Annotated in this window: 18 protein-coding genes and 1 riboswitch; of the genes, 11 read left to right on the forward strand and 7 right to left on the reverse strand. The window is 39.4% G+C overall.

All coding sequences use genetic code 11. The annotated features are described in order from the left end of the window. Positions 1-41: 41 nt before the first annotated feature. Positions 42-2,414, reverse strand: a complete 2,373-nt coding sequence (gene lptD, locus ABN080_RS16705; protein WP_349441564.1) for an LPS assembly protein LptD — start codon at positions 2,412-2,414, stop codon at positions 42-44. Between the two features lie 8 nt (positions 2,415-2,422). On the opposite strand from lptD, the gene ABN080_RS16710 reads away from it, so the two are divergent. Both ABN080_RS16710 and djlA read left to right on the forward strand, forming a co-directional pair. Next, the gene (locus ABN080_RS16710) at positions 2,423-2,572 is read left to right on the forward strand and encodes a hypothetical protein (protein ID WP_176694725.1); all 150 of its coding nucleotides are present in this window, start codon (positions 2,423-2,425) and stop codon (positions 2,570-2,572) included. A 272-nt stretch (positions 2,573-2,844) separates the two neighbouring features. Next, entirely contained in the window at positions 2,845-3,645 is an 801-nt protein-coding gene (djlA, locus tag ABN080_RS16715) for a co-chaperone DjlA (RefSeq protein WP_196554719.1), read from the forward strand. Positions 3,646-3,888: 243 nt separating this feature from the next. Here the strand turns inward: djlA and rluA are convergent, their stop codons facing one another. The 6 genes from rluA to thiB form a co-directional block, all read right to left on the reverse strand. Further along, the gene (gene rluA, locus ABN080_RS16720; RefSeq protein WP_164526714.1) at positions 3,889-4,542 is read right to left on the reverse strand and encodes a bifunctional tRNA pseudouridine(32) synthase/23S rRNA pseudouridine(746) synthase RluA; all 654 of its coding nucleotides are present in this window, start codon (positions 4,540-4,542) and stop codon (positions 3,889-3,891) included. A gap of 55 nt (positions 4,543-4,597) precedes the next feature. Then, positions 4,598-7,501 carry an RNA polymerase-associated protein RapA gene (rapA, locus tag ABN080_RS16725; protein WP_196554718.1) on the reverse strand — a complete coding sequence of 968 codons (2,904 nt, stop codon included), beginning with the start codon at positions 7,499-7,501 and terminating at the stop codon, positions 4,598-4,600. Between the two features lie 183 nt (positions 7,502-7,684). Beyond that, positions 7,685-10,039, reverse strand: a complete 2,355-nt coding sequence (locus tag ABN080_RS16730; protein ID WP_349441565.1) for a DNA polymerase II — start codon at positions 10,037-10,039, stop codon at positions 7,685-7,687. An 88-nt stretch (positions 10,040-10,127) separates the two neighbouring features. Next, a complete protein-coding gene (gene thiQ / locus ABN080_RS16735) occupies positions 10,128-10,829 on the reverse strand; it encodes a thiamine ABC transporter ATP-binding protein ThiQ (RefSeq protein ID WP_349441566.1) in 702 nt (233 codons plus the stop codon). Further along, the gene (gene thiP / locus ABN080_RS16740; RefSeq protein ID WP_349441567.1) at positions 10,822-12,402 is read right to left on the reverse strand and encodes a thiamine/thiamine pyrophosphate ABC transporter permease ThiP; all 1,581 of its coding nucleotides are present in this window, start codon (positions 12,400-12,402) and stop codon (positions 10,822-10,824) included. The genes thiQ and thiP overlap by 8 nt, the downstream gene beginning before the upstream one ends. Further along, a complete protein-coding gene (gene thiB, locus ABN080_RS16745) occupies positions 12,402-13,415 on the reverse strand; it encodes a thiamine ABC transporter substrate binding subunit (protein ID WP_349441568.1) in 1,014 nt (337 codons plus the stop codon). The genes thiP and thiB overlap by 1 nt, the downstream gene beginning before the upstream one ends. 65 nt (positions 13,416-13,480) lie before the next feature. Then, a riboswitch (TPP riboswitch) is annotated at positions 13,481-13,572 on the reverse strand. 112 nt (positions 13,573-13,684) lie between these two features. Between thiB and rppH the strand changes: the two genes are divergently transcribed. The 9 genes from rppH to recC all read left to right on the forward strand — a co-directional run bounded on the left by rppH (position 13,685) and on the right by recC (position 23,899). After that, a complete protein-coding gene (rppH, locus tag ABN080_RS16750; protein ID WP_036934096.1) occupies positions 13,685-14,215 on the forward strand; it encodes an RNA pyrophosphohydrolase in 531 nt (176 codons plus the stop codon). A gap of 8 nt (positions 14,216-14,223) precedes the next feature. Next, positions 14,224-16,470, forward strand: coding sequence for a phosphoenolpyruvate--protein phosphotransferase (ptsP, locus tag ABN080_RS16755; protein WP_349441569.1), 2,247 nt, complete (start codon positions 14,224-14,226; stop codon positions 16,468-16,470). A gap of 79 nt (positions 16,471-16,549) precedes the next feature. Continuing rightward, positions 16,550-17,440 carry a prolipoprotein diacylglyceryl transferase gene (gene lgt / locus ABN080_RS16760; protein ID WP_197269912.1) on the forward strand — a complete coding sequence of 297 codons (891 nt, stop codon included), beginning with the start codon at positions 16,550-16,552 and terminating at the stop codon, positions 17,438-17,440. A 45-nt stretch (positions 17,441-17,485) separates the two neighbouring features. Then, on the forward strand, positions 17,486-18,337 hold the full coding sequence (locus tag ABN080_RS16765; protein ID WP_196554712.1) for a thymidylate synthase: 852 nt from the start codon (positions 17,486-17,488) through the stop codon (positions 18,335-18,337). 228 nt (positions 18,338-18,565) lie between these two features. Then, positions 18,566-19,075, forward strand: a complete 510-nt coding sequence (locus ABN080_RS16770; protein WP_349441570.1) for a prepilin-type N-terminal cleavage/methylation domain-containing protein — start codon at positions 18,566-18,568, stop codon at positions 19,073-19,075. Further along, entirely contained in the window at positions 19,069-19,713 is a 645-nt protein-coding gene (locus ABN080_RS16775) for a prepilin peptidase-dependent protein (RefSeq protein WP_349441571.1), read from the forward strand. The genes ABN080_RS16770 and ABN080_RS16775 overlap by 7 nt, the downstream gene beginning before the upstream one ends. Then, entirely contained in the window at positions 19,710-20,171 is a 462-nt protein-coding gene (locus tag ABN080_RS16780) for a DUF2509 family protein (RefSeq protein WP_349441572.1), read from the forward strand. Before ABN080_RS16775 ends, ABN080_RS16780 begins: the two co-directional genes overlap by 4 nt. Further along, a complete protein-coding gene (locus tag ABN080_RS16785) occupies positions 20,159-20,503 on the forward strand; it encodes a hypothetical protein (RefSeq protein WP_241253984.1) in 345 nt (114 codons plus the stop codon). Before ABN080_RS16780 ends, ABN080_RS16785 begins: the two co-directional genes overlap by 13 nt. A 12-nt stretch (positions 20,504-20,515) precedes the next feature. Continuing rightward, positions 20,516-23,899, forward strand: a complete 3,384-nt coding sequence (gene recC / locus ABN080_RS16790) for an exodeoxyribonuclease V subunit gamma (protein WP_349441573.1) — start codon at positions 20,516-20,518, stop codon at positions 23,897-23,899. Positions 23,900-23,907: the final 8 nt, after the last annotated feature.

Genomic DNA, 23,907 nt, shown 5'->3' on the forward strand with positions numbered 1-23,907 from the left:
GGATGACATATTTATTCAGCCAATTCCGTAGTCTGATTAAATCAGAATGCTCTTTGATAAGGTAAGATACCGCGTTCAAGCATTTTCTGGCTACCCAAACTATGATTGTTACTTAGGCCTCTGAGTTCCACGTTGATTGACCATTTATTGTCAATATCACTGTGGTCAACTTTCCAGCCAACAATTTTTCGTTCATAACCGACGTTCACAGCCCAGCAACAGGTATTATATTGCACACCAACCATCTGGCTAACAGGTTCAGATTCTTTAGTATCAAAGTAATAAGCACCCACAAGACCCCAGCGTTCTGCTAATGGCCAACTTCCTACAACACCGACTTGAGAAATACCTTTTTGGTATTCAGGAAGTTTATTAATACCACCATCGTAAGGGCGAACACGCGTTGCTTGAATATAATCACGATCAACATAGCGATAACTCAACTGTAGAAGATGATCGCTATCGGCGCGATATTCCATAATCGCATCACCCATTGATACGCTACCTAAACGACGGTCATATTGTAAACCACCACGCATACCCACAGTATCAGTGACCCGCCAGTAGGCATCACCCGCCCAGACCATTGAACCTGTTTCATCTTTACTATTAATGATTTCGTTACCAGTAGAAGAAGGTCCTGTTCTTGGGCGCTCAAAGAAGTAGATTTGACCTACAGAAACGTTAAAACGTTCAACCAATTCGCTATCATAAAAACGCGAAGTTACACCGGTTGTTAATTGGTTTGCAGAAGCAATGCGGTCTAAACCACCATACATTCTATCGCGGAAAAGCCCGCCATAGTTTGACTGTAATAACGCGGAGTCAAAGTTATTGATATTAGACTGATCTTTATAAGGGACATAAAGATATTGTACTCGTGGCTCAAGGGTTTGTGTAATGTCATTAGTCTGATATTGACGCTCGAAAACCACTTTCATATCAGATTTAAACTGTGGTAATACCCGATTAACACTGTCATCTAATTGGTTAGGATATCTTTTCTTATAAGCATCTGGAATGTCCTGATCGTAATGAGTTGCCATTACTTTCAGTTCATTATTAAAGCTTGCCCAACCCGTAGATGCAGGGAGTGAAATCGTTGGCTCAATATGGAAACGATTTGCTTCAGGTGTATTCTCACCCACGCTGGTAAAACGTACAAACTGAGCATAAGTTCGGAAATCAAATGGCCCGACATCATTCTTATAATAATTCAGATCAAGTTGTGGCTCGGCACGATAAGCTCTTGCATCTTTATTATCAGAGAAAATTTGGAACTGTTTAGTGGTTAATGTGGCATTCCAGTTTTGTTGTGCATAACCCGTACTAAATTTTTGAGTGGCATAACCATCGGTGGTATTACCATATTGTGAGGTAAAGTCGGTAAAATATTTATTATCACTCACTTTTGTGTAGTCGGCATTGAATCGCCACACATTATTCATGACACCACTATGGCCCCAGTAGAATAACCAACGTGTGGCGGTATCACGAGGAAGATAGCCTGCTTTATTTTCTTCTTTGTCTTTATTGTATTGGCTATCGTGATTAATCCAATCTACAGCGATGGTACCGCGTCCCGGCGTTGTTAAATAACGAAATTCGTTATCTAATTTTAAACCACGACGGCTAATATAATTAGTTGTAATAGTGGCATCATAATTAGGGGCGATATTCCAATAGTAAGGGAGTTGGAAATCAAATCCGGAACTACGAGAATAGCTTCCGTTTGGAATTAAGAAACCAGAACGACGTTTATCACCGATAGGTAATTGAAGATAAGGGCTGTAAAAAATAGGGACATTAGCAACACGAAAACGTGCATTCCAAATTTCAGCAACTTGTTCTTCACGGTCTAAAATAACCTCAGAGCCGACAACGCTCCAGCTATCATCGCCAGGTAAACAAGAAGTGAACATCCCTTTATCCATAATGGTATAGCGGTTCTCGCCACGCATTTGCATCTTGTCGGCATAACCACGGCCTTGGCGGCCAACCATCTGGTAATCACCTTGCTCAATATCCGTATCTTTATTATTAAGATTAGACCAAGCACGAGGGCCTTTTAAGATAATTTGAGGATCATCATAAGAGACATTTCCTGTCGCGGTCACCATTCTTAATGGCGTCTCTCCCTCAGTTTGTGTCAGTTCAACACTGTCTGCACTTAAGGTTTGGTTTCCCTGTTTAATATCAACATCACCTTTATATTTGATCATGCGAGGATATTCACCTTGCATATCATTTGCAGTGATAGTGACAGGCAAGTTATTAGGATCGCCCTGTACTAATGGTTTGTTATAAACGGGGACTCCCAGTAAACATTGGGAGGCAAGATCAGCATAAGCAGGCTGACCGTATATTGTGGCCCAAACTAAGGTGGCCAGCAGTGTGGGATAACTTTTTTTCATAAGTATTTATGTGCTTCCGTCATCAGTGGCTTCATGCTGATAAACAGCCAGAAACTAACGCAGGGAGTTATGCGACACCAGCCCAACGTTCTGAACATTGTTCTAACGGTAACCGAAAAATAGGCGTAAACCTCATTTTTTCGATGTTTCTGTGTTGAAATAGGGTTATAGCCTTATTAGAAACAAAAAAACACCGCGCTGATGCGGTATTTCGTGCGGTCTAATAACGCTAAAGTTATTCGTTTGGTCACTCATTTTACTTTAACACAATTTAAACGAAAACAGCATTACCTCTGTCCAAAGAGAAACAGTAAATCTCTTCATTTTAAGAAAAAGTCTATTTAGACGTCGCTTGGTGTTAGGTGTGCAAGCAAATGAATAGTATGATAATGCAAAATTGCAGGCAGAGCATTGAAGATTTGAGGAGTCTATGCGCTATTGGGGAAAATTATTAGGCCTTATCATCGGTAGTTTTGCGGGGGTAGGCTTCTGGGGTATTGTTATTGGTGTTTTTCTTGGACACCTCTATGACATGCAACGAGGTAAATTAGGAAGTGGTGGGCGCTATACTCGTGATAGACAAGCTTTTTTCTTTGCTGCGACTTTTCAAGTTTTAGGACACCTAACAAAATCAAAAGGGCGAGTCACTCAAACGGATATCTCACTTGCAAGTGAATTGATGGATAGGATGAATTTACACGGAGTAGGGCGTCAAGCTGCTCAGCAAGCATTTAGAGAAGGCAAATCACCAGATTTTCCCTTAAGAGCTACCTTGCAACGTGTTCGACAAATTTGTGCTGGCCGTCGTGACCTACTTCAGATGTTTCTGGAAATTCAGTTACAAGCGGCTTTTGCCGATGGCCAATTGCATCCGAATGAAAGAAAAATGCTGTTTATTATTATTGATGAGCTGGGTTTTTCGCGTGCGCATTTTGAACATATATTAGCAATGATGCAGGCTGGCCAAAATTTCCATTATCAAAATAGGCAAGGATATCAGCCTCAACCTCAAGGGCCAACACTCTCTGACGCATGTAAGGTACTTGGTGTTAAGGAGAGCGATGATGTTAAAACCATAAAAAGAGCTTATAGAAAATTAATGGGAGAACATCATCCAGATAAACTGGTAGCAAAAGGTTTGCCACCAGAAATGATGGAAATTGCAAAACAAAAAGCACAGTCCATACAAGTTGCTTACGATTTGATTAAAAAAGAAAAAGGATTTCGTTAACATCTTGTAAAAGAAGATGAGAAAAGAGAGAATTATTCCGTGATAGAGATAACTTAGGTTGAGTTGAGTTTATTATTTATCACGGTAAAATATAAGTGAAATTTAATTATTTCATTCTCTCTTCTCTTAAAAAAGGAACTATATCCATGTCAAACGTCCGTGTTCTTGTTGGGGTTATGGGATTAGCGCTTTGCCTGCTCCTTGCTTCATTGAGTTCAGTGACTGTTTTAGTGTCATAAGACATTAAAAATCGGCAAGGCATTCAAAATGTATCGGGGATCGAAAAGCAGGATGCGTAATAAATAATTCCTGAGCATGTAACTGCAGGCGAGGAGCCATCGCTCTTGCCTGCGGATGTGCATAAAAGCGATCCCCTAAAATAGGATGCCCCAACGCTAACATGTGTACCCGCAATTGATGTGAACGCCCCGTAATTGGCGAGAGTTTGACTCTTGTCGCATTCTCTTCATACTCCAGCACCTCATAAAAAGTTTGCGCTGCTTTTCCCGTTTCATGACAGACTTTTTGTTTTGGTCGATTTGGCCAATCACAAATTAATGGTAAATCAACCAATCCTTCTTCTTTTTCGATATGCCCCCATACGCGAGCAATATAGGTTTTTTTCGGTTCACGTTCACGAAATTGACGTTTTAGCTCACGCTCAGCATCTTTATTTAGTGCAACAACAATGACGCCACTGGTTGCCATATCTAAACGATGCACACATTCGGCATTAGGAAAATCAGCTTTAATGCGCGACATAATACTGTCGTTATGCTCTGGCGCTTTGCCCGGCACAGATAGTAATCCACTGGGTTTATTGACGGCAATAATATGCTCATCTTGATATAAAATATGTAACCAAGGATCAGTCGGCGGGTTATAAACTTCCATCATGGTGGATATCTCATCAAAACAACGGGGAGCAAAAGACTCCCCGCTTTAATGGTAATTATTGGTGGGTAACAACAATTAAACGTATTGAATCTAAGCGCCAATTTGCTTCATCTAAATGATTAAGAATATGAGTACGCTCATTTTCAATCGCTTCAACTTCATCATCACGAATATTTGGATTTACAGCGCGTAAAGCCTCTAGGCGTGATAATTCATGTGTTAATACGCGATCAGCTTCTTCTTTCGCTTTTTGAATAAGCCCTTTCGCTTCGACTTCCATTAATGGTTCAGAGGCTTTGAGTACATGGTGTACTTCGCTTTGTACCGCATTGACTAGTTTGCTAGAAGTATGACGGTTAACCGCATTTAATTGGCGGTTAAAACTTTCAAACTCAACTTGAGAGGCTAGGTTATTACCTTTTAGATCAAGTAATAAGCGAACTGGTGTTGCAGGTAAGAAACGACTTAAGTGAAGATGTTTAGGCGCTTGTGCTTCTACGACATAAATCAGTTCAACTAATAGCGTTCCTACTGGTAATGCTTTATTTTTTAATAAAGACACTGCACAGCTACCAGTATCGCCTGATAGGATCAAATCTAAGCCATTACGGATAATGGGGTGTTCCCAACTGATAAATTGGGTATCTTCACGAGATAGCGCTTGCTCTCTATCAAATGTGATAGTGCAACCATCTTGTGGTAAGCCCGGGAAATCAGGCACTAGCATATGATCAGACGGCGTTAAAATAATTAAGCTGTCACTACGATCTTCTTGGTTAATACCAACGATATCAAATAAATTCAACGCAAAGTTAACTAATTCAGGATCATTATCTTGAGCCGCAATTTCACCCGCCAATTCAACGCCCACTTCACCACCATTAGAGTGCATTTCTAATAGGCGGTCACGGCCTTGCTCAAGTTTAAGTTTCATTTCATCATGCTGTTTACGACAAGCCGCAATAAACTCATCAAAGTCAGCTAACTCATTGGGTTGAGCAAGATAATTAACTAACGCATCATATTTACTGTCGTAAATAGTACGGCCAGTTGGGCAAGTATGTTCAAATGCATCTAATCCCTCATGGTACCAACGTAACAATACAGATTGAGCTGTACCTTCCAGATAAGGAATGCTGATATCAATATCACGATTTTGGCCAATACGATCAAGACGACCAATACGTTGTTCTAATAAATCAGGATTAAATGGCAGATCAAACATGACCAGTTGATTTGCAAACTGGAAGTTACGTCCTTCTGAGCCGATTTCAGAACATAATAGAACCTGTGCGCCTTCTTCTTCAGACGCAAAATAAGCTGCAGCGCGATCGCGTTCAAGTAAAGACATTCCTTCATGGAAGACTGCCGCACGAATAGCTTCGCGTTCGCGTAAAACTTGCTCTAGTTGCAATGCAGTTGCCGCTTGCGCACAAATAACCAGAACTTTTTCATTGCGATTTGCAGTTAAGAAACCAAGTAACCATTCAACACGAGGATCAAAGTTCCACCATGTTGCGTTTTCACCTTCGAATTCTTGGTAAATTCGTTCAGGGTAGAGCATCTCTTTTGCACGAACTTCGAGGCTCTTTTTCGCTGCCATAATTTCGGCAACTTTAATCGCTGTTTGATATTGTGTTGGCAGTGGCATTTTAATCGCACGAAGTAAGCGATTAGGGAAACCTTTCACACCAGAGCGTGTATTACGGAATAACAGGCGCCCCGTTCCGTGTCTGTCCATTAACATATGAACAAGTTCTTGGCGAGACTTAGTGCGTTCTTCGCCTTTGGTATTTGCCGCTTTCAGCAATGGTTCAACATCTTGCTCACTAATCATTTCACTGATGATATTTTGTTGTTCGGTATTTAAATCATCTTCTGATAGCAAAATAGTGACAGCATCGGCAACAGGACGGTATTTTTGTTGCTCATTGATAAATTCGTTATAGTCATGGAAACGACTTGGATCAAGCAGACGTAAACGAGCGAAGTGGCTTTCTTGACCTAATTGCTCAGGTGTTGCGGTTAATAGCAACACTGAAGGAATAGATTCAGCCAACTCTTCAATTACTTGATATTCACGGCTTGGTGCGTCTTCACTCCACACAAGGTGATGAGCTTCATCGACAACCAGCATATCCCATGTTGCTTCAACGAGATGTTCAAAACGTTGCTTATTTTTACGCACAAAATCTAAAGAGCAGATGATCATTTGTTCTGTTTCAAATGGGTTATCGCTATCTAACAAGGATTCGCTATAACGGCTATCATCAAACAGTGAAAAACGCAGATTGAAACGGCGTAACATTTCAACTAACCACTGATGTTGTAAGCTTTCAGGCACGATAATTAACACACGCTCAGCCCGACCATCCATTAACTGTTGGTGGATAATCATACCCGCTTCAATGGTTTTACCCAGACCCACTTCATCCGCTAATAAAACGCGAGGGTTATGACGTTTACCCACTTCATTGGCAATGTAAAGCTGATGAGGGATCAGGCTTGCACGAATGCCACGTAAGCCACTTTGTGCTTGTTTAAATTGTTCGCTTAAGAATTTACGTGCGCGATAGCGTAAGGCAAAGCGATCCATACGATCAATTTGGCCTGCAAAAAGGCGATCTTGTGGTTTATTAAAAGTGAGTTTGTTATCTAAGAACACTTCACGTAATTGCGCAGGCTCTTCGGTGTCTAAACGTACACCTTGATAGATAAGAAGGCCATTATCTTCTACAACGTTATCGATGGCGAGTTTCCAGCCTTCGTGACTGGTGACAGTATCTCCCGCATTAAACATCACCCGCGTTATTGGAGCATCATGACGGGAGTAAAGGCGGTTTTCGCCACAGGCAGGAAAAAGTAAGGTCACCATGCGGGCATCAACTGCCACAACAGTACCCAGTCCAAGCTCGCTTTCAGTATCGCTAATCCAACGTTGACCAAGAGTAAAAGGCATATATATAAACTCAGCTCTCAAATATATAATTTAGGAATTATTAATGAATGCAGTATTGCGGTGTTGTCATTAAAATTTGTGGGATAAAAATGCCTGTTCTTGAAACAAGAAAAGTTAATTATCACCAAAGGGGCGTTATGTTAATAGATGCAAAGCAAACCGTCACCTGCAAAATGACACATCTTAAAATGTCAGCGTCAATTGTCCATTTAACAAGGTTGAAAAATCATCTTGTATAAAAGGCAGGATAGCATCTGCAATCGGCATTAACTGCTTATTGATATAGTGTTCGTAATCAGGTGCAGCGGTAATGTGCTCTAATGGTTCAGGTCCCAAGAGGGTAATTATATAACTAATCCAACCGCCTTGCTGATATTGTTGAGGTCTATTTTGGGATAAATTATATTCGTCAGCTTTACGTGCAGCTTTAACATGAGGGGGAACGTGGTGCTGATATTCTGATAATTTTCGACGTAACCGTTTACGATACACTAATCTATCATCATATTTTCCCGCAAGCGTATCTGCGACATAATCACGAATAAACTGCTGGTAAGGTTGTTGATGAAAAATACGAGTATAAAGCTCTTGTTGAAATTTCTGAGCAAGAGGTGTCCAATCTGTTCTGACGGTTTCTAATCCTTTAAACACCATCTTATCATTGCTTAATCCCGCATAACGCTTTTTACTGCCTGTTTCCATACCTCGAACGGTTGGCATTAAAAAACGACGATAGTGTGTTTCATACTCTAGCTCTAATTTGCAATCAAGTTGATAGGTTTCAAAAAGGTGAGTTTTCCACCATTGGTTAACCTCTTGTACTAGATGATGCCCAATTTGTTGTGCTTGTTGCTCAGTATGTGGCGATTTAAGCCAAACAAAAGTAGAGTCAGTATCACCATAAATAACTTGATAACCTTTAGCTTCAATTAATGCTCGCGTTCTTTTCATAATCTCATGGCCACGTAAGGTAATTGAAGACGCCAGACGAGGATCAAAAAAACGACATCCCACTGAGCCTAAAACACCATAAAAAGCATTCATAATAATTTTTAGGGCTTGAGAAAGCGGGGCATTTTTATGTAATTTTGCATTATCTCTTTCGTGCCAAATTTGCGACACAATAGTGGGTAAACAGTGCTTTTCCCGCGAAAACCACGCTTGGCGAAAACCAGGAATAGACAGTTTTTCATTAGGTTGATGTGTTCCTTCAATCATTCCAACAGGGTCGATTAAAAAAGTACGAATAATTGAGGGATAAAGGCTTTTGTAATCAAGCACAACGACTGAATCATATAAACCGGGAGTAGAGTCCATAACAAAGCCACCGGGGCTATGTTCTTCAGGCTTTTCGCCTTGATTAGGGGCAACATATCCAATGCGATGCATAGAAGGGAGATAAAGGTGTGTAAACGCGGCTACGGAGCCTCCACTTCTATCAACAGAAAGTCCTGTGACACATGCTCTTTCTAATAAAAACGCCATAAGAGATGTGGCATCAAAAATGCGGTTTACTAAAACACAGTCTTGCCAGTTATAGTAGGCTAACGCAGGCTTATCTTCGTTAAAACGCCGATTAATCTCATCCATTCTGGCATAAGGTGTATCAATGGCTTTACCTTCCCCTAATAGACTTTGCGCGACTGACTCTAGGCTAAATGAGGGGAAGTTCCATGTGGCCATTTTCAGAGCTTCAATACCGTCAATAATTAAGCGACCTTGTGCTGAGGCAAAGAAATGTCCTTTTTTAAAGCTATGCTCTCGCCACTCCAATGGATTGTTTTGGCGACCTAGTAACAAGCTCACTCCATAACGCTGAGCATGGGTATGTAAAATACGTAAATCGAATTGAATTAAATTCCAGCCAATAATGGCATCGGGATCGTAATGCTGCATCCATTCATTGAGCTTTTCAATTAGACGTAAACGGCTACTGACATAACATAAACGATAGCTTTCAGGCTGTAGGTGTTCACTTTCTGCTGGGGCATTATCTGTCAGCATAAACACAACATTATCGCCACAACCCGCAAGTCCAATAGAGTAAAGTTCACCGAATTCGCTGGTTTCAATATCTAAAGATACTGTTCGCAATGTAGGACGATAATCAGGAGCAGGTTTTAGTGTCACGGTATTATTTTGTTGATAACGAAACCAAATTGGTGCGGTGATAAAACGCTCCATCATATAACGTTCATGAGGGCGTATATCGGCCTCATAAAGACGTATGTGGTGCTCTTTGAGTTGTAGTTCTAGTTGAACGAGTTGTCGGTACTGTTTGCAGTAGACGCCAAAAACAGGTTGCCTTTCAAAGTCTTTTAAATCGAGAGGGCGAATTTCTATATCAGGGTTTTTATTCACAAGAGAACGTAAAACATTTTCATGCTGACGAGCAACAAAGCCAATAGCTTGTTGCAAAGGAACCGTGACTTTACGAGGTCCATTTTCTGTCGCTAACCAATAGGAGACGACAATACCTTTTGGGGTGTCGCTCCAGTGGCGGGTGAGAATAAAACCTTGTTCAGTATGGTCAACCATAGGCACCTAAAACACACAAAAAATTCGCTAAAGATGTGTTTATTATAGCCAAAGTAGTGGTTATTTATACAGTTAATTTAAGTCGTGTTTAATTAGAGGGAATACCTAAAATAAGTGATTGATCCACTTCACCATTTATTAACGATTGTGTATTACCATCATACACAATTGTTCCGTTATCAATCACAATTGCTCTTGAGGCAATCTTGATAGCATCTTCTAAGCTATGTGAAACCATCAGTAAGGTTAGTTTTTTTTCTTCACAAAGTTGTTCTAGCAAAGCCAACATTTCAATGCGTAAAGCGGGGTCGAGTGCAGAAAAAGGCTCGTCGAGCAATAAGATAGGTTGTTCACGCACAAGGCAACGAGCAATGGCAACACGTTGGCGTTGCCCCCCTGATAATTGTGAAGGTAAGCGATCAAGATATTCATTTAAAGAAACTTGCTTGGCTCTGTTTTCTAACAGTACTTTTTGTGTATCTGTGAGTTTTAAACCAGGATCTAATCCCAAGCCAATATTCTGCCTAACTGTTAAATGAGGAAACAAATTATTATCTTGAAATAACATAGAGATAGGACGTTTTGCGGGTGCGGTTTTAGTGTGATCACAACCATTAAGAAAAAGGGTTCCTTTTTCTGAAGGTAAAAATCCAGCAATTAAACTGAGTAAGGTACTTTTTCCCGCGCCACTTGGGCCTAATACGGCGATACGCTCACCGGTGTTTACCGCTAAATTAAACACAAGGTGTTGGTGTTCATAGGTATAAGCAAGGTGCTCTAATTTAATCATGAGATTTTCCTGCCAATCGTTCTATTAGGCTAAAAAGAGAGAAGCAAAGTAGCAATAAGATCATGGCTGTGACAGCACCATCTTGCGTGTGATAAGCCCCAATTTGCTGATAAAGATAGAAAGGAAGTGTTCTAAATGTTTCATTACCAAATAGAGCAACAATACCAAAATCACCAATAGAAATAACACAAGCAAAAGCAAGTGCTTGTGAAATTGGCTTTCTTAATGCTTGTAACTCTACCCAACGAAGTCTATTGATACCCTGAATATTAAGCGATTGGCATAAAAGGCCATAACGTGAAGCAATATCATTCATTGGATTTTCGAGCACTTTTAAAGCATAAGGAATGGCAATTAATGCGTTGGTTAAAATCACTAATATATATGGTGATTCAGGGAGTCCAGTTGTATTGTTTAATAACAAGAAAAAGCCTGTTGCCAATACAATGCCCGGCATTGCCAGAATAATCAATCCACTCATTTCCATAGCCTGCCCCGCTTTTTTAAAGTGACGTAGGCGAAGTTCTCGGCTACTCCATAGCAACATCATTGTTAATACAACGCAAACAATACCCGCACCAACCGCTATAATGAGAGATGTTGTAAAAGCCTGCCAAAGTATGGGTTGTTGTATCACTCGTATTAATTCGCTGTTAAGACCATCTGTTATCACCGCTAAAATAGGGGGCACTAAAAAAAGGATCGCGAGCGTAATAATTAGAGTATCAGTTATTTTGCTAAAGAGGGGATCATTGGGATCACGCCAATGCTGTTTTTGACTATCTCCGACAAAGAGTGTTCCTTTAAGTTTTTGACTAATTAGCACCAAACCTAAACAGCAAAAAAGCTGAATAAGGGCTAAAAGAGCCGCTCTATGCAAATCGTAGTCATAACTTAATGCTTGATAAATTGCTAGCTCAACGGTTGTTGCCGCTGGGCCTCCACCTAACGCTAGTACAGTGGCGAAGCTTGCAAAGCAGAGCATAAAAATCAGTGACGCTGTGGGAAGTATTTGTCGCCATAAATAGGGAAATTCTAGAAAGCGAAAACGTTGCCAGCCATTCATGCCTAATTGTGAGGCTAATTGGCGTTGTTCTGGCGAGATACTTTCGAGAGCTTGTAATAGCATTCGGGTTGCTAATGGCATATTGAAAAAAACATGTGCCAATAAAATGCCTTGTAAACCATAAGGGGTAAATTGGTAATTAATCCCCAGCCATTCACAAATTTGAGCAATCCAACCGACTCTTCCATAAACAGTTAAAATACCAAAAAGTGCCACTAAAACGGGTAACACAAGGCTCATGGCACATAAACGTAAGAAAAGTGTTCTACCTTTAAATTGGCGTCGATAAAGTGCTTTAGCGAGCCAAATGGCAGGTAATATTGAAAATAAGGCAGATAAAAAGGCTTGCCAGAAAGCAAAGCGCACGACATGCCATAAATAGTCATCAGCAAAAATAGAGGATAATTCACCACTTGGCGCATTAAACCATAATGCACCAAATGACAATAAAGCCACAATAAGCAGTAAACCCGAGGCACATAGCCCCGGGATAAGCCATCTTCCCATTAGCGACTAACCGCAGATTGCCAATTACGCGTCCATGTTTGACGCTCTTTAGCGACAACATCTGCATCAAATTGCAATGATTTTTCTGGTTTAGGCATCACAGAATAGACATCGGGTAACGGCATATCTATTACGGGGTACATCCAATTGGTGGTGGGAATAGTTTCTTGGAAAGCTGGGGTTAGCATAAATTGCATAAATTGCTGAGCTAATTCAGGTTGTTTACTCGATTTGAGTTTTGCAGCAACCTCGACTTGTAAATAGTGTCCGTCAGAGAAAATAGCTGCCGCATAGTTATCTTTTTTATCCGCTAAAATGTGATAACCCGGAGATGAAGTATAACTTAGCACAAAATCACCTTCACCCTTTAAGAATAAGCCATAAGACTCACTCCAACCTTTTGTTACAGTAAGGGTTTTCTCAGATAACTTCTTCCATTGAGAGGCGGTATTTTCAGGATAAAGTGATTGCATCCATAGCATTAAGCCTAAGCCTGGTGTGCTGGTACGAGGGTCTTGATACAGTATTTTCCACTTTTCTTGGCTATTTAGTAGCTCATCCATACTTTTGGGCGGGTTAGCAATACGGTTTTTATCATAAATAAACGCAAAGTAGCCGTAATCATAAGGCACAAAGGTATCGTCAGTCCATTTTTCAGGTAAGGCGAGTTTTGATGTATCGATATTACTTGGCGCAAAAAGCCCGGTTTCTTTAGCCGCGTGTATCAGATTGTTATCTAAACCTAAAATAATGTCAGCTTTACTTTTGCTACCTTCCATACGTAATCGATTAAGCAAAGAAACACCATCAGAAAGGGCAACAAGCTTTAATTCACAATCACACTGTTGCTCAAATGCTTTTTTAATGGCAGGTCCTGGGCCCCAATCTGCGGTAAATGAGTCATAGGTATAAACAGTTAGTGTCGGTTTTTGTGCTTGGGCTTGTGTTGAAAAAGCACTTATTACACCCAGTGCACCCAGTAGGAAAGTAAAACGAAGCGATTTAGTTAACACGTTTAGTTCCTCAGTAAAAAGTCAGGTAGGATCTGAGGAGTGAGGACCGCAAATCATGAAATATTGCATTATCCTGACTCAAATCCCTACGCCAGTATTAGCTGGATCAGGTTCCACGGGTTTTTCTCAGCCTAACAAGGCACCCCGTTGAGACTTTCCCATTGTAGATAAATACACACGTTGTGCAAAGTCTGTTGATAGAGGTTTACCGTTTGTGGGTAGTATGAAACAATGAGTTATCTTTCAAATTTGGTTATTGAGGTAGTCTAGTGATCGATGATGATGGCTACCGCCCGAATGTAGGGATTGTAATTTGTAATCGGCAAGGGCAAGTGCTTTGGGCTCGTCGCTATGGGCAACATTCATGGCAGTTTCCTCAAGGGGGAATTAATCCTGGAGAATCGCCAGAGCAGGCAATGTACCGAGAGTTGTTCGAAGAAGTTGGGTTAAGTCGCAAGGATGTTAAAATTCTTGCCTCCACACGTAACTGGTTACGTTACAAGTTACCGAAACGTTTGGTGCGTTGGGATACAAAACCTGTTTGTATTGGACAAAAACAGCGTTGGTTCCTTTTGCAGTTAACAAGTAATGATAAGGACATTAACGTTCAACAAAGCAAAACGCCAGAATTTGATGGCTGGCGTTGGGTGAGTTACTGGTATCCTGTTCGACAAGTCGTCTCTTTTAAGCGTGATGTTTATCGTCGTGTAATGAAAGAGTTCGCACCAGTAGTCATGCCATTGCAAGAACAAGTGTCTTTACCTCGTCCATCGTATGGATATCGGCGTAAAAGGTATTAGATAACACTATGCTGACACGTTTGCGAGAAATTGTAGAAAAAGTGGCTATGGCAGCAGGACTTCCAGAAGCGCTTGAACTCTTAGTCAAGGAAACGTGTCAGGCAATGCACACGGATGTGTGTTCTATTTATCTTGCTGATAAGCAACGTAGTTGTTTTTATCTAATGGCCACAAAAGGGCTTAAAAAACCCAGAGGACGAGCTGTTAGCCTCTCTTTTGATGAAGGCGTTGTTGGTGAAGTTGGACGCCTTTCTGAGCTTATCAATCTTGCGGATATTCGTGAGCACCCTAGTTTTAAATACCTTCCTCAAGTAAAAGAAGACGATCTGCGCGCTTTCCTTGGTGTGCCTATTGTTTATCGTCGTCAACTTCTTGGTGTTTTAGTTGTTCAACAAAAAGAGCGTCGCTTATTTAACGAGAGCGAGGAGTCTTTTATGGTGACGCTAGCAACACAATTAGGTGCAACGTTATCGCAAGTACAAACGAAAGGACTTTTTGGACAATATCGTCAAAGTCGCATTAAAGCATTATCCATTTCTACGGGCGTGGTTATGGCGTATGGCTGGCAAGAAGTCTCGCAACCTATCCTTGAGAATGTATTTAAAGCCAGTGCTCTGGATATAAAAGCAGAACTCAATCGACTTACCATGGCTTTAGAAGATGCTACAGCAGAATGTCGCCGTTTTAGTAAGCGTTTTATGGCGAATGCACAAAAAGAGAGTGCTGCCATTTTTGATCTCTACTCGCATTTACTTAATGATCCCCAACTTAAACACAAAATGACAGCGATTATCACTCAAGGATATGTCGCAGAATGGGCTGTAAAAGTGGTTGTTGAGAAAGTTTCGGCACAATTTTCTAGCTTGAAAGATGGCTACATGCGAGAAAGAGCCTCTGATCTAAAAGCATTAGGACGGCGTTTATTATTTCATTTAGATGATGAGGTAAGTTCAACCAATATTTGGCCTGAGCGCTTTATTTTGGTGGCAGATGAATTAAGCGCAAGTTTATTGGCTGAATTACCTGAACAACAACTTGCAGGTGTGATTGTGCGAGATGGTGCAACACACTCACATTCTGCGATCCTTGTTAGAGCAATGGGAATTCCTGCGATTATGGGTGCGGATATTCAACCTGAGCTTTTACATAATCGCATGCTTATTCTTGATGGTTATCGTGGCGAGATATTTATTGAACCAGAGCCTTTTATAGCCCAAGAATATAAACAGATTATTGATGAAGAGAGCGTATTAAGTCAGATTGCAGAAGAACAACTAGAGCAGCAAGCTGTTCTCAAAAATGGTGAATCGGTTAGCGTTCAATTGAATGCAGGATTAAATATTAAATACGAGCAACGTATTAGCATGGGAATAGACGGTGTTGGTTTATATCGGACAGAAATTCCTTTTATGCTACAAAGCGGTTTCCCATCAGAAGATGAACAAAAAAACCGCTACCGTGAAATACTCTCTTTTTTCCCCGATAAACCCGTTGTGTTACGTGCATTAGATGTGGGTGCCGATAAACAACTTCCTTATATGCCCATTAATGAGGAAAATCCTTGCTTGGGTTGGCGAGGAGTAAGAATATTACTCGATCAACCTGAAATTTTCCTTATTCAGCTTCGTGCTATGCTAAAAGCAAACCTCGAATTTAAAAATTTGAAAATATTGTTGCCGATGGTGACAAGTATTGATGAAATTGACGAAGCGAGAACATTGCTATTACGTGCATGTGATGAAGTGAGTCGAGAGTTAAAATGTGAATGTGCTCCACCACCGTTAGGTATTATGCTTGAAGTTCCCTCGTTGGTATTTATGTTGTCACAATTAGCTAATCGGGTTGATTTTATTTCTGTTGGAACAAACGATTTAACTCAATACTTGCTTGCAGTCGATCGTAATAATACCCATGTCGCATCACTCTATGATAATTTGCATCCTGCATTATTGCGTTCACTGAATTTGATTGCGACACAATGTCAATATTACCAGTTACCAATCAGTGTTTGTGGCGAAATGGCAGGAACACCTATCGGGGCATTGCTGTTAATAGGGCTTGGTTTTAGGCAGTTAAGCATGAGTGGACGTAGTTTACCTAGGGTAAAATACTTATTACGCCATCTTGATCCTGTGGTGCTACAGCCTTTTATGCAACAAGTGTTGCAAGCTGAAACAGCAACAGAAATCAAAAAATTGTCTTCTGAGTTTATGGAAAAACAAGGATTAGGTGGATTAATTCGCGGAGGTATTTGACATGCCTTTGTATAAGCCTTTTCTGTGTTGGCTATAAAGAGCAAACACAGAAATTATTAATTAAGTGAAGTAGGGAATAATGAGTATAAACTACCTTAAATTTCCAGAGATTGATCCCGTTATGTTTTCTATCGGGCCTGTGTCATTACACTGGTACGGTATGATGTATTTAGTTGGATTTGTCTTTGCCTTATGGCTTGCAAATCGACGAGCCGCAAAACCGAATAGTGGTTGGAATAAAAATGAAGTTGAAACATTACTTTATGTCGGTTTTGTTGGTGTGTTTATCGGTGGTCGCTTAGGTTATGTTTTATTCTATAATCTGCCAGTCTTTTTAAATGACCCTCTTTACCTCTTTAAAGTTTGGGATGGCGGTATGTCGTTCCATGGTGGTTTAATTGGGGTGATTTGTGCCATGATCTGGTTTGCAAAACGCACTAAACGTAGATTTTTCCAAGTGGCTGATTTTGTAGCACCTTTAATCCCATTTGGCTTAGGTTTAGGTCGCATTGGTAACTTTATTAATGGTGAATTATGGGGGCGCGTCACATTAGATACGCCTTGGGCCTTCTTATTTCCAAACTCACGCTCTGAAGATCTTCAGCTTGTTGCTCAAGATCCATCAACGCTGCTACCTATTATTCAAGAGTATGGGGTTTTACCTCGTCACCCTTCACAACTCTATGAAATGTTGTTAGAAGGGATAGTATTATTTATTATTCTTAATATTTTTGTGCGTAAAAATCGTCCAGTAGGCAGTGTTTCGGGTCTATTCCTGATAGGTTATGGTGCATTCCGTATTATTGTTGAATTCTTCCGTCAACCTGATGCGCAATTAGGGCTATTTAGCGGTGTGAGTATGGGACAATTACTCTCAATTCCAATGATTTTGTTGGGTATTATTTTTATGGTATGGGCTTATCGCCAAGATAAAAAAACACCACAAAACCCAACACCAACTCACAAATAGTGTGAGATAAATTTTTATTATTAGCTAATTAACAAGAGAGACAACATGAAGCAGTATCTGGCATTGTGTCAACGCATTATCGATGAAGGGCAATGGATTGATAATAAACGGACAGGAACCCGTTGTTTAACGGTGATTAATGCTGATCTGGAATATGATGTTGCGAATAACCAATTTCCGTTAATAACGACACGAAAAAGTTTTTATAAAGCCGCAATAGCAGAACTATTAGGGTATTTGCGTGGCTATGATAATGCAGCACAATTTCGTGAAATTGGTTGTAATACATGGAATGCCAATGCGAATGAAAATGATGCATGGTTAAATAATCCTCATCGAAAAGGTGAAGACGATATGGGCCGTGTTTATGGTGTCCAAGGACGCCAATGGCAACGCCCTGATGGTTCTCATTTTGATCAACTGCGTAAAGTAGTCGATAACCTTACTAAAGGTATCGATGATCGTGGTGAAATCATCACGTTTTACAATCCAGGTGAAACTGAACTAGGTTGCTTACGCCCTTGTATGCATACGCATACCTTTTCACTTGTTGGTGATACCCTTTATTTAACCTCTTATCAGCGCAGTTGTGATGTGCCACTAGGTTTAAATTTCAACCAAATTCAGTGTTTTGTCTTATTAGCGCTGGTGGCTCAAATTACAGGACATAAACCGGGTAAAGCATTTCATAAGATAATCAATGCACATATCTATGAAAATCAATTGCCTCTAATGCGTGATGTGCAGTTAAAAAGAGAACCTTTACCGTTACCAACGTTGCATATCAATCCAAAAATCAAAACATTGGAAGATATCGAAACATGGGTAACAACAGATGATTTTACTGTTGAAGGCTATCAATGTCATGAAGCAATAAAATATCCATTTACGGTATAATTTCTCCTTTACTTTTAAAGCCCCTGTTTAGTCATAAGCAGGGGTTTTTTATTGATTTTTTTATTTAAAATTTAAAGCGTTGTCAGTATTTATTAATCATAAATACGTTTATTTTGTATTTGCTCTGAAAATATTGTTATTGCGTAACTGTTCGAGAAAAATGCTTATCTTTGTTTACCTTTAAGGCTGTAGTCTGCATGCTCACCACAGGCTAAAAAGGAGAAACAAATGAACAATAATAGAAAATTAAGCCTAAATAGGGAGTTTCAGAAAAAAAGTGAGCAAGGTGTCAGTTTACTCGAAATACTTATCGTGATGCTGATAGTCTCTATTTTAAGTTATCTATCAATTTCTTCTTATCAACATTTTGTTAAGCAACGCCATTTAATACAGAGTGTACGAGAAACCATTGTTTTTCTTTCTTATCAGCAACAGCAGGCGTTGTTGTTTAATGTCAAAATTAAAATATCACTTCATTTATCGCCCAGTAATAAAATAGTCGCTATTCCTTTTTCTCTACGATACTTACCTGAAAAACAAACGATTTATCAATTAGCCCAAGGTATTCAACTTAAGCAATCAACAGTCTCAAATTTTACGTTTGGTAGAATTCGCCAAACATTAAAACCCATGAGTTTTGTGCTTCAAAATGAAGAGGATGAAGTGAAAATTATTATTTCATCTTTAGGTAGGATAAGAGCGTGTAGTCAGAAAATAAAGGTGTTTTCATCATGTTAAAACGATCTGTATTTTCTTTTTCATCAGGAATGGTATTGATGGAATGTCTTTTTGCTATTGCGATAAGTGGGATTTTATTTCTTTGTATCAGCAGAGCTTATCCCCAAATAATGAATACGCTACTCCATTCTTATCAACAATATCAATTAGATATTTTTTTAAGAGAGCGATTATTGGTACTTGAAACGCAATTAAGGCGTACAGGGTATTGTTATGGCGATTGTGTTAATGCGTTGAAGGTAGGTGGCTTGCAAGTGTCACCTTTAAAAATAGGGCAGTATCCTAACCAAGGAAAAAATTCCTGCGTTATTTTTGCTTATGACATAAACAGTAATGGTCGATGGGAGCCTCCTTTGTCAAAAGAGAGTGATTATTTTGGATATCGCCTTAAAAAGGGACAATTAGAGCAATTAAGAGGTGTAAAAGATTGTGCCTCTTCAGGATGGCAACAATTTTTCGAAAATAACGAGATTGAGGTAACGGAGTTTATTTTACAGCCTTATGCTAAAACGTATTCTGTGAAAGAAAACCCGTATTTTTATCTTTCTATTTCTTTAAAATTTCATTTAAAACAAAAGCCTGAAATAAAATCACATTATCAAAATATCATCCGTTTAAGGAATGTGACTGCATTATGAATATTTATTTCACTCACAGGAGCAATGAACAAGGCTTAGCGGGTATATTTGTAGTGATAGGTTTTATTGGCATTAGCTTATCTATGCTCGGAGATTTTTCTTACTATTACAGACAATCTGAACAAGTAGTGATGCAAGAGTTACAAGCAAGACAGGCCTTTTTATTTGCTGAATCTGCTCTGCAATGGGGGATAACACAGGATTGGGAACTTTCATCAATACAATTAAATCAATGGCAATGCCGTTCTTTTTATGCTGATCCCAAAATAAAGAGCTGCTTATTTTTAATCTCAGCAGATAAGGCCTTACTTCAAGGACAAGCAGAAAGCTTATTAGGTTATAAAATATATCATTATCAATGGATTAGTTTTAAAAAAGGGAAAGATAAAGCTATTGTGCCTGATCCAAATGGATGGCTAGATTATTGCCCATTCGTGCATAAGGAGTGTGTATCATAAAAAAGGCTCAAAATAGATCAGAAAATGGTTCTATCTTACTTAATACAATGTTTGTATTACTATTTTTTAATATTAGTTTTGTCGCTATTATAGGGTATAGTCAATCATTAAAAGTCGATTTTCAGCGGTTAATTCAAATACAGCAAACAGGACAGGGGATCTTTGTTTTATTTGAAAAATTGCCTGATAAATCACCTTACTATTTTGCTTATAACCAGAAAATAATGATGCATTCTCTTTCACATTCTGAAGGTTGTCAGCAAATGGAAGGTTATGTTGCTAATAATATTTTACCCACGATAAATTTATACTATTGGTCATGCAATCCATAAGATGGGGATCTGATGTTTCATATATATCACTCAAATCAGTTGTCATTATTAAAGTCACTTATGGTGCACTTTATGCAGACCAGACCACTCTCTTCTCCCTTTGAACAAGAAGTAATTTTAGTACAAAGCCCCGGAATGTCTCAGTGGTTACAAATTCAACTTGCTGAAAGTTTAGGAATTGCCGCAAATATTCGCTATCCATTGCCTGCAACATTCATTTGGGAAATGTTTACGCGGGTGCTATCAGGTATACCTAAAGAAAGTGCTTTTTCTAAAGATGCTATGACATGGAAATTAATGGCATTATTACCTGAATATTTATCTCATGAAGAATTTAAACCACTACTTCATTATCTTGATGATGATGAAGATAAACGTAAATTACACCAATTAGCGGGGCGTGTTGCTGACTTATTTGACCAATATTTGGTGTATCGTTCAGATTGGTTAGCTTCGTGGGAAAAAGATGAATTGATAGAAGGGCTGAGTGAGAATCAGCGTTGGCAGAAAATATTGTGGGTAGCATTACAGCAATACACAAAAGATCTCAATCAGCCTCAATGGCATCGTTCTAATCTTTACCAGCAATTTATTTCGACATTAAATGGTGCAAAAGAAGGAGAACTTCAGCATTGTTTTCCATCTCGTATTTTTATTTGTGGAATTTCGGCATTACCGCAAGTTTATTTGCAGGCGTTACAGGCTATTGGGCGTCATACAGAGATTTATTTACTCTTTACCAATCCTTGCCGTTACTATTGGGGTGATATTCAAGATCCTAAATTTCTTGCTCGGCTTAATAGTAGAAAACCTCGCCATTATCAGCAATTGCATGAATCACCTTGGTTTAAAGATGAAAAAAATGCCTCATCGTTATTTAATGAAGAGGGGGAGCAAAATATTGGTAATCCGCTATTAGCTTCATGGGGAAAATTGGGTAAAGATAATCTCTATTTTCTTTCTGAACTTGAGTATACCGATGTATTGGATGCTTTTGTTGATATTCCAAGAGATAATTTACTTCATCAATTACAAGCAGACATTCTTGATTTAGAAGATTTTTCACAATTAGGCACAACACTTAAAACCTATGAATGTAGTGAAAAAAAACGTGTTATCTCACTAGCTGATCACTCGTTGACCTTTCATGCAAGCCATAGCCCACAACGCGAAGTAGAAGTATTACAAGATCAATTACTGCATTTACTTGAGCAAGATCCCGAATTGCTACCAAGGGATATTATTGTGATGGTTGCTGATATTGATAATTATACACCTTATATTCAGGCTGTTTTTGGTAATGCACCTGCTGAACGTTATCTCCCTTTTGCTATTTCTGATAGAAAAGCACGTCAAGCACACCCAGTATTACAAGCCTTTATTACGCTATTAGAGCTTCCCCAAAGTCGTTTTACAGCAGAACAAGTCTTAGCTTTACTTGAAGTGCCTGCGTTAGCTGGGCATTTTTCTATTTTTGAAAGTGAATTAAAACTACTACGCCGATGGGTGGATGAATCAGGCATACGTTGGGGATTGGATGATGAAAACGTAGCTTCATTTTTACTCCCTATCACCGGTAAAAATACATGGGAGTTTGGTTTACTTCGTATGCTACTTGGTTATGCGATGGAAAGCGAAAATGGCCCTTGGAAAGGAGTACTTCCTTATGATGAATCTAGTGGGCTAGTCGCAGAGCTTGCAGGGCATCTTGCTGATTTTCTTTACACATTAAGTGAATGGCGTACACGGTTAAGTGAAACTCGCTCCTTAGAATCGTGGTTAGAGATTGGGCAGCAATTAGTTGATGCCTTTTTTGAAGCTGATGAAGAGACAGAGTTAGTTTTAGCGTTGATCACACAACAGTGGCAAAAAGTGATTGAAAACGGATTGAAAGCACAATATCAAAATGAAATCCCATTAGTGCTTATTCGAGATGAATTAACGGTACGATTTGATGATGAAAAAATCAGTCAGCGCTTTTTGGCGGGAAGCCTGAACTTTTGTACGCTGATGCCTATGCGCTCAATCCCTTTTAAAGCAGTGTGCTTATTAGGAATGAATGATGGCATTTATCCTCGTAATATTCAGCCATTAGGTTTTGATTTAATGGCTGAAAAGCGACGTCGTGGTGATAGAAAACGTCGAGATGATGACCGTTATTTATTCCTTGAGGCACTGAGTTCGGCCGAAAAATACCTTTATATCAGTTATATCGGTAAATCGATACGTGATGATCGAGAATGTAATCCATCAGTATTAATCAAAGAGTTACAAGACTATATTGGTCAAAACTTCCGTTTACCTGATGACGGAAAACTTAATGTTGATGATAGTGCGACTCGCATTAATCAGCATTTATTAACACAGCATAGTCGTGTTCCTTTTGCTCAAGAAAACTTCCACATTGAGGCACTCACTCGTTCTTATGCCTCAGAATGGTTACCGGCTGCCAGTGGGCAAGGGGAGGCTCATCAAGGTTTTACGGAGTCATTAGATGATGATATATCAATAGATAAAGTCTCCGTTGATGCACTTTCTCGTTTTTATCGTCATCCGGTCCGTGCATTTTTCCAACAAAGATTAAAAACAAACTTTGTTATTGAAGAGACAGAATTGCCCGAAGAAGAGCCTTTTGTGATAAATGCACTTCAGCGCTATCTATTAAATCAATGGCTATTGAAAGCATTGATTGATGAAACATCAACAGGATCACTCTTTGAACGTATTAAAGCAGCAGGGCAACTTCCAGCAAGTGCATTTGGTCAAATTTATTGGGAACAACAAATAGAAGAGTTACTCCCTTTAGCTGAAAAAGTGAGAAGTGAACGATTAGCTTCGTATTCTGTCACATTAGAGCAAAGCTTTAGTGCTATGCCATTAATTGGGCGTTTAAATGAAGTACAAGCCGATGGTTTATTACGTTGGCGACCTGCAAGTTTAACGGCTAATGACTTATTGCAACTATGGATTGAACATCTGGTTTATTGTTTGAAAGAGGGAACTGGCGAAAGTCGGTTTTACGGCAGAAAGGAAACGCAATGGTGTTTATTGCCAGTTGATCCTGAATTTGCTTATTCAACTTTAGATAATTTAATTCACGATTATAAACAAGGGTTAAATAGCCCATTAGCATTATTTTCGAAGAGTGGCTGGGCTTGGTTACAAGCTTGCTATGATAAAAAAACACAAGAATTTTTACTTGATGATGAAGAGACACTCGCAAAAGCAGAGTTAGTGCTGCTGCAACATTTAACGGATAGCTATAATCGAGATGGCGAAATGAGTGATATGTATGTTCAGCGTGCATTCTCTCAATTAGACGAGCATTTTTTACAAACTGTAAAACAGACGACATTAACGATATTTAAACCAATAATTCCATTTTTAAAAAAATAAGGGAGCTC

It is taken from the genome of Proteus sp. fly-1089 (assembly GCF_040138965.1).
GTDB classification, from domain to species: domain Bacteria; phylum Pseudomonadota; class Gammaproteobacteria; order Enterobacterales; family Enterobacteriaceae; genus Proteus; species Proteus vulgaris_B.